The sequence below is a fragment of the Pseudorhodoplanes sp. genome, assembly GCF_035565855.1.
Classification (GTDB): domain Bacteria; phylum Pseudomonadota; class Alphaproteobacteria; order Rhizobiales; family Xanthobacteraceae; genus Pseudorhodoplanes.
Window position 1 is genome coordinate 1 of record NZ_DATMRX010000050.1, and the last position, 5,846, is coordinate 5,846.

Consider the following 5,846-nt stretch of genomic DNA (forward strand, 5'->3'; position numbering starts at 1 on the left):
GGCAAAAGCACGAGGCCGTGACCGCGTCGAGATCGCCGACCCCGATCGCGCGCAGGCCTGGCGTCCCGAGCAGCCGGGACCGCGGCCGCCGTCGGTGCACGAGCCGGTGCTCGTGCCGAGCCCGCCGCTCGCGATGCCCAATCTCGCGCTGAGGCAGAAAGTTGGAGTTCGTTAACCATCGCGAGCCTAAACTGCTCGCATGACGACACGGGCGGCTCGCAAACTCGATGAACGGCTGGAGCGGCTCGAAGCCGCCGCGCAAGGCGCAGGCTGCGCCATGATCTGCCCGCATCAGTCGGCGGACGAATTGCACCGCGCGCTGATCGGCGAATATCTGCAGAGCCATGCCTGGAAGCAGATGGCGGGCTTCGTCGCCGGCCTCATCGTCTTCGCGGCATTGCTGCTTATTTTATTCTGACCGGCACCCCGGAAATCCAGCTCGCAGCCTTCCGCGCATACCAGCTTGCGAACTGCGCGAGCGGCGGCAGCACAATTTCAGCAAGCGCGTTCAGCGCAACCGTCACCAGCCGCCGTCCGATGGGTTCGATATAGCGCCAGATCGCGTAGGACAGCGCGATCATCGCGAGCGTCATGCCGAGCACCAGAAGCCACGCGGGCGCGTGCTCGTGGAGCCGGTTGAACACGATGTAACCAATATGCTGGTGCAGAAGATAAAGCGGGTAAGTAAGGCCGCCGATTGCGAGCACGAGGCCTTTCGGTAGCGGCAGGCTGCGGATGCGGCTTGCAAGCCATACCAGCGCCACCGCGAGCACGGTGAGCGTAATCATCATCGCGGTGCTGAACGGTACCGAGTAGTGGATGGCGGTTTCGCGCGCGCCGACCAGCGCCTCGCTGCAGGCGATCACCGTCGAAACGACGATCAGGAACGGCGCCTGCCAGCCGCCGCGGCCGCCGGCGATCTCGGCAATCAGGATACCGGCGCAGAAGAAGCCGGCATATTCGGTCATGAACAGATGCCGCATGATCGAAGAATGGATCAGCGCTTCGTTGACGAGCGCGATCGACAGCCAGCCCAGCACGATATCGTCGGTGCGCTTGGGGAATTGGCCGAGCGCCATGAACAAGGCGAACCAGGCGTAGAACGTGATCTCGATGACGATCGACCAGTAGGCGCCGTCCATGAACGGCTGGCGCAGCGCCGGTGCCACCATGGTTAAATTGGCGAGCCATTGCGGGACGGATGTCTCGAAACGGGGCGCGCCCCATAGCCAGGTCACGAGCGCGGTTAACGTGGTGCAGACGACGAAGGCCGGCCAGAGGCGGGCGAAACGGGCGATGCCGAACTGAACAGGGCCGCGGCCCATTGCCGAGCGGGCGATCACGAAACCGGAAATGACAAAGAACAGCTGCACGCCGAACCAGCCGTATTTGGCGACGGATTCGACCGATGGCAGGCTGACGACCGTGAAGTTCTCGGCGGCGGCGCCCCGGAACGCATAGTGAAACAGCACGACGCCGAGCGCCGCGAACAGCCGCAACAGGTCGAGTACCGGCACATGCTCATGCTTAACCGGCGAAATGGAATGCGACGCCACAAAGGCCCCCGTGTCGTTTCGGAACAACCGGGCCAGTACGCTTCAAGCCGCGTGCCGGATCAGAAAAAAGGGCGCCCGAAGGCGCCCTTAGCGTTAATGGAGGTCGTTGCCGCTGCGATTAGTACGAGTAATACATCTCGTATTCAACGGGGTGCGGCGTTTGGTCAAAGCGGATGACATCCTGCATCTTGAGTTCGATGTAGGCGTCGATGAAGTCCTTGTCGAAGACGCCGCCCTTGGTGAGATAGGCGTTGTCCTGCTCGAGCGACTGCAGCGCTTCGCGGAGCGAGCCGCAGACCGTCGGGATCTCCTTCAATTCGGCCGGCGGCAGATCGTAGAGATCCTTGTCCATCGCAGCGCCCGGATCGAGCTTGTTCTGGATGCCGTCGAGACCGGCCATCAGCATGGCCGAGAAGGCGAGATAGGGGTTCGCCATCGGATCCGGGAAGCGGACTTCGACGCGCTTCGCCTTCGGGTTGGAGGTGAAGGGAATGCGGCACGAAGCCGAGCGGTTACGCGCCGAGTAGGCGAGCAGCACCGGCGCCTCGAATCCCGGCACCAGACGCTTGTAGGAGTTGGTGCTCGGGTTGGTGAAGGCGTTGAGCGACTTGGCGTGCTTGATGATGCCGGCGATGTAGGAGAGGCAAGTATCCGAGAGATCGGCGTATTTGTTGCCGGCGAAGGTCGGAGTGGAGCCCTTCCAGATCGACTGGTGAACATGCATGCCCGAGCCGTTGTCGCCGAAGATGGGCTTGGGCATGAAGGTCGCGGTCTTGCCGTAGATATTGGCGACCTGGTGGATGCAATACTTATAGACCTGCAGGTGGTCGGCCATCGTGACCAGCGGGCCGAATTTCATGCCAAGCTCGTGCTGCGCGGAAGCAACTTCGTGGTGATGCTTCTCGACGACGACGCCCATCTTGGCCATGGCGCCGAGCATTTCGGAGCGCATGTCCTGCGCCGAGTCCATCGGCGGGACGGGGAAGTAGCCGCCCTTAGTGCGGATGCGGTGGCCGAGGTTGCCGCCTTCGTAGTCGGTATCCATGTTGGACGGCAGCTCGACCGAGTCGACCTTGTAGCCGGTGTTATAGGGGTCGGCCTTGAACTTCACGTCGTCGAACACGAAAAACTCGGCTTCCGGTCCGAAATAGACGTTGTCGCCGATATTCGTGGACTTCATGTAGGCGACGGCTTTCTTGGCGATGCCGCGCGGGTCGCGGTTATAGGGCTCGCCCGTAGTCGGCTCGAGCACGTCGCAGACGATCGAGAGCGTCGTCTCCGCGAAGAACGGATCGATGCAGGCGGTGGTCGGATCGGGCATCAGCGCCATGTCGGATTCGTTGATCGCTTTCCAGCCGGCGATGGACGAGCCATCGAACATCGTGCCTTCGGCAAAAATCTCCTCGTCGACCATCGAAACGTCGAAAGTGACATGCTGCCACTTGCCGCGCGGATCGGTGAAACGGAAATCGACATACTTCACGTCCTGATCCTTCATCAGCTTCAGGACATCCTTGGCATTCTTCGTCATTGACTTGCCCCCTTGTGGCGGTTCGGTTCCCCGTTCCGGGGAAGATGGTTGTGAGATGAAAAGCGGATTAGATGGCGTCGCTGCCGGACTCTCCGGTGCGGATGCGGATCGCCTCCTCGATATTGGAAATGAAAATCTTGCCGTCGCCGATGCGGCCGGTTTGCGCGGCACGGCGGATGGCATCGACGGCTTTCTCGACCATTTCGTCGTTCAGGACGATTTCGATCTTCACCTTCGGAAGGAAGTCGACGACATATTCGGCGCCGCGATAGAGTTCGGTATGACCCTTCTGGCGACCGAAACCCTTGGCTTCGATCACGGTGATGCCGGTCAGCCCCACTTCCTGGAGCGCCTCCTTCACCTCGTCGAGTTTGAACGGCTTGATGATGGCCTCGATCTTTTTCATGACGTTCCCTTCGTGGCTGCCCGAGGAACGGGCGCCCGGTGTCGCGCAAACAGCTCCCGCCTGCTCACACGGACCCGGGCAGGAAGGCAATTGCAGGTCTTGTGCCAAACGTCGCCTGCATCAATAAATCCAGTATTTACAAAAGGATACGTGTGTTTGCCTTCTCATTAAGCGAAGTGGGTAAAGAACGGGTGCCTGCAGAATGACCAATATGCCCAATTGTTGTGCATTTTTTGAAACGGACTGAAATGGGATGACGAACGAAATTCTGACGCCCCGTGAAATGGCCGAGGCCGACCGCCGCACCATCGAGGCCGGCACACCGGGGATCGTTCTGATGGAGAAGGCGGGCCGGGCAGTCGCCGACGCGATCCTTGCCCGGCATCAGGCCGGCACGCCGGTCGCGGTGGTCTGCGGGCCGGGAAACAACGGCGGCGATGGCTTCGTCTGCGCGCGATTGCTTTCCGAGCGCGGCTGCAATGTGCACGTAATGCTGCTCGGCGAGCGCGACGCGGTCAGGGGCGATGCGGCGCTCGCTTTGCAGCGTTGGACGGGCGAGATCACGCCAATCGATAAAGACGCCTTGATGAAAACGGGTGCAGTGGTCGATGCACTGTTTGGTGCCGGACTTTCACGGCCTCTCACCGGAGAGATTGCAGCGGCGGTGGAGACGATCAACGCCGCCAGAAGTGCAGGGGCACACGTGCTCGCAGTCGATCTGCCGAGCGGCATTGACGGTACGACGGGAGCCGTTTGGGGCGTCGCCGTGCAGGCAGACGAAACGATTACGTTCTGCCGCAAGAAGCCCGGACACTTGTTGTTACCCGGAAGACTGTTCGCCGGCCAAGTGCGGGTCGCGGATATCGGTATTGCCGATGCGACCGTAACGGCATGCGGCTCGCAAATGTTCGAGAACACTCCCGCGCTTTGGCGGGCGTCGTTTCCGCAACCGGAGCCGGGCGGCCATAAATACAGCCGCGGCCATGCCATCGTCGTAAGCGGGCCGATGTTCATGACCGGCGCAGCGCGGCTTGCCGCACGCGGCGCGCTGCGCGTGGGCGCGGGGCTCGTAACGGTGGCAGCCGCGAAGGATGCGATCCCGGTGCTGGCCGCAAGTCTCACGGCGGTCATGGTGCGGCAGGCGGCGGGTGCCAGGGGGCTGACGCAGCTTCTCAAGGACAAGCGGATGAATGCCGTGCTCCTCGGTCCGGGTCAGGGCGTGGGCACGGCAACGAAGAACATGGTGATGGCGGCCGCCAAGGCGCGGCGCTCACTGGTGCTCGACGCCGACGCCATCACGAGCTTCTCGCGTCAGGCGGCGGTGCTCGCCAAAGCTCTTAAACCGGCACATGAAGCGGTTCTCACGCCGCATGAAGGCGAATTCGCCCGGTTATTCAACGGCCAAAAGGAAATCATTGAGAATCCGTCGAAAATCGAGCGCGCCCGCGCCGCAGCCAAAGCCATCGGCCAGATAGTGCTCCTGAAGGGCGCCGATACGGTCGTGGCCGCTCCCGATGGCCGGGCAGCGATTGCGGCCAATGCGCCTGCGGACCTCGCGACGGCTGGTTCCGGCGACGTGCTGGCAGGCTTTGTCACCGGACTGCTCGCGCAAGGCATGCCGGCGTTCGAGGCGGCTTGTGCGGCGGTCTGGCTGCATGGCGAATGCGGGCAAATCGCCGGCCGCGGGCTGATTTCGGAAGATCTGCCGGAGGCGCTGCCGCACGTATTGCGGCGCCTGAATTAAGACGGCTGAGCCTCGGAATTATCCGGCTGCGGCTCGGCGGGGAACGCGCCGAAGGCGTGCTCCAGCATGCCGTAAGCGATTTCGCGTTCGCCCATGATGACGAAGTTGGCCTTGTGCTTCTCGAGATGCTCGACCTCGGCGTCGGAATGGGCCCGCGCGATGATGTCGAGTTTGGGATTGAGTTTGCGTGCTTGCTCTGCGACCTGGCCCGCTTCGAAGCCGTCGGGGATTGCGATGAACAGCCAGCGCGCGCCGGGCAAGTTGGCCGCCTTGATAATGCGCGGGTCGGCGGCATTGCCCTGAACGACCTCGATACCGCTCTGACGGATTGTCTCGGCGGCCTGCTTGCGGTCCTCGATGACGAGGTAAGGCTGATTTTCCGCCTTGAGGCGGGCGCCGAGAATGGTGCCGACACGGCCGTAGCCGACGATGACGGCATGATTGGTGAGGCTGGTCTCGGGAATTTCCTCCGGCTCCTCCGGCGGTGGCGGCGCCTTGGTGAGCACGGTTCGGTCGATGATCTGGAGGCGTTTTTTAAGATAGGTGACGGCTACGAAATAAAACGGGTTGACCAGGATGGTGATGATGGCGCCGGCGAGGATCAGATCC

Annotated in this window: 6 protein-coding genes; 2 read left to right on the plus strand and 4 right to left on the minus strand. The window is 62.3% G+C overall.

Features of this window, described 5'->3' with window-relative positions; translation table 11 throughout:
• The first annotated feature begins 199 nt into the window (after positions 1-199).
• Positions 200-418 carry a hypothetical protein gene (locus VN004_RS02880; RefSeq protein ID WP_325606819.1) on the plus strand — a complete coding sequence of 73 codons (219 nt, stop codon included), beginning with the start codon at positions 200-202 and terminating at the stop codon, positions 416-418.
• Here VN004_RS02880 and VN004_RS02885 read toward each other — a convergent pair.
• The 3 genes from VN004_RS02885 to VN004_RS02895 all read right to left on the minus strand — a co-directional run bounded on the left by VN004_RS02885 (position 405) and on the right by VN004_RS02895 (position 3,493).
• A complete protein-coding gene (locus tag VN004_RS02885; protein WP_325606821.1) occupies positions 405-1,556 on the minus strand; it encodes an acyltransferase in 1,152 nt (383 codons plus the stop codon). The two genes, VN004_RS02880 and VN004_RS02885, sit on opposite strands and share 14 nt — an antisense overlap.
• Positions 1,557-1,674: 118 nt before the next feature.
• Positions 1,675-3,087, minus strand: coding sequence for a type I glutamate--ammonia ligase (glnA, locus tag VN004_RS02890; protein ID WP_325606823.1), 1,413 nt, complete (start codon positions 3,085-3,087; stop codon positions 1,675-1,677).
• 67 nt (positions 3,088-3,154) lie between these two features.
• Positions 3,155-3,493 (minus strand): P-II family nitrogen regulator, encoded by a 339-nt coding sequence (locus tag VN004_RS02895; protein ID WP_325606824.1) that lies wholly within the window; start codon positions 3,491-3,493, stop codon positions 3,155-3,157.
• A gap of 253 nt (positions 3,494-3,746) precedes the next feature.
• Here VN004_RS02895 and VN004_RS02900 point away from each other — a divergent pair, with 253 nt between their 5' ends.
• On the plus strand, positions 3,747-5,237 hold the full coding sequence (locus VN004_RS02900; protein ID WP_325606826.1) for an NAD(P)H-hydrate dehydratase: 1,491 nt from the start codon (positions 3,747-3,749) through the stop codon (positions 5,235-5,237).
• Here VN004_RS02900 and VN004_RS02905 read toward each other — a convergent pair.
• Positions 5,234-5,846 (minus strand): NAD-binding protein (locus tag VN004_RS02905; RefSeq protein WP_325606828.1); only part of this gene is annotated, 613 nt, incomplete at its 5' end. The two genes, VN004_RS02900 and VN004_RS02905, sit on opposite strands and share 4 nt — an antisense overlap.

Bases quoted from the DNA above. Each gene is read 5' to 3' on its own strand.
- VN004_RS02880 (WP_325606819.1), top strand. From the start codon at position 200: ATGACGACACGGGCGGCTCGCAAACTCGATGAACGGCTGGAGCGGCTC.
- glnA (WP_325606823.1), bottom strand. From the start codon at position 3,087: ATGACGAAGAATGCCAAGGATGTCCTGAAGCTGATGAAGGATCAGGAC.
- VN004_RS02895 (WP_325606824.1), bottom strand. From the start codon at position 3,493: ATGAAAAAGATCGAGGCCATCATCAAGCCGTTCAAACTCGACGAGGTG.
- VN004_RS02900 (WP_325606826.1), top strand. From the start codon at position 3,747: ATGACGAACGAAATTCTGACGCCCCGTGAAATGGCCGAGGCCGACCGC.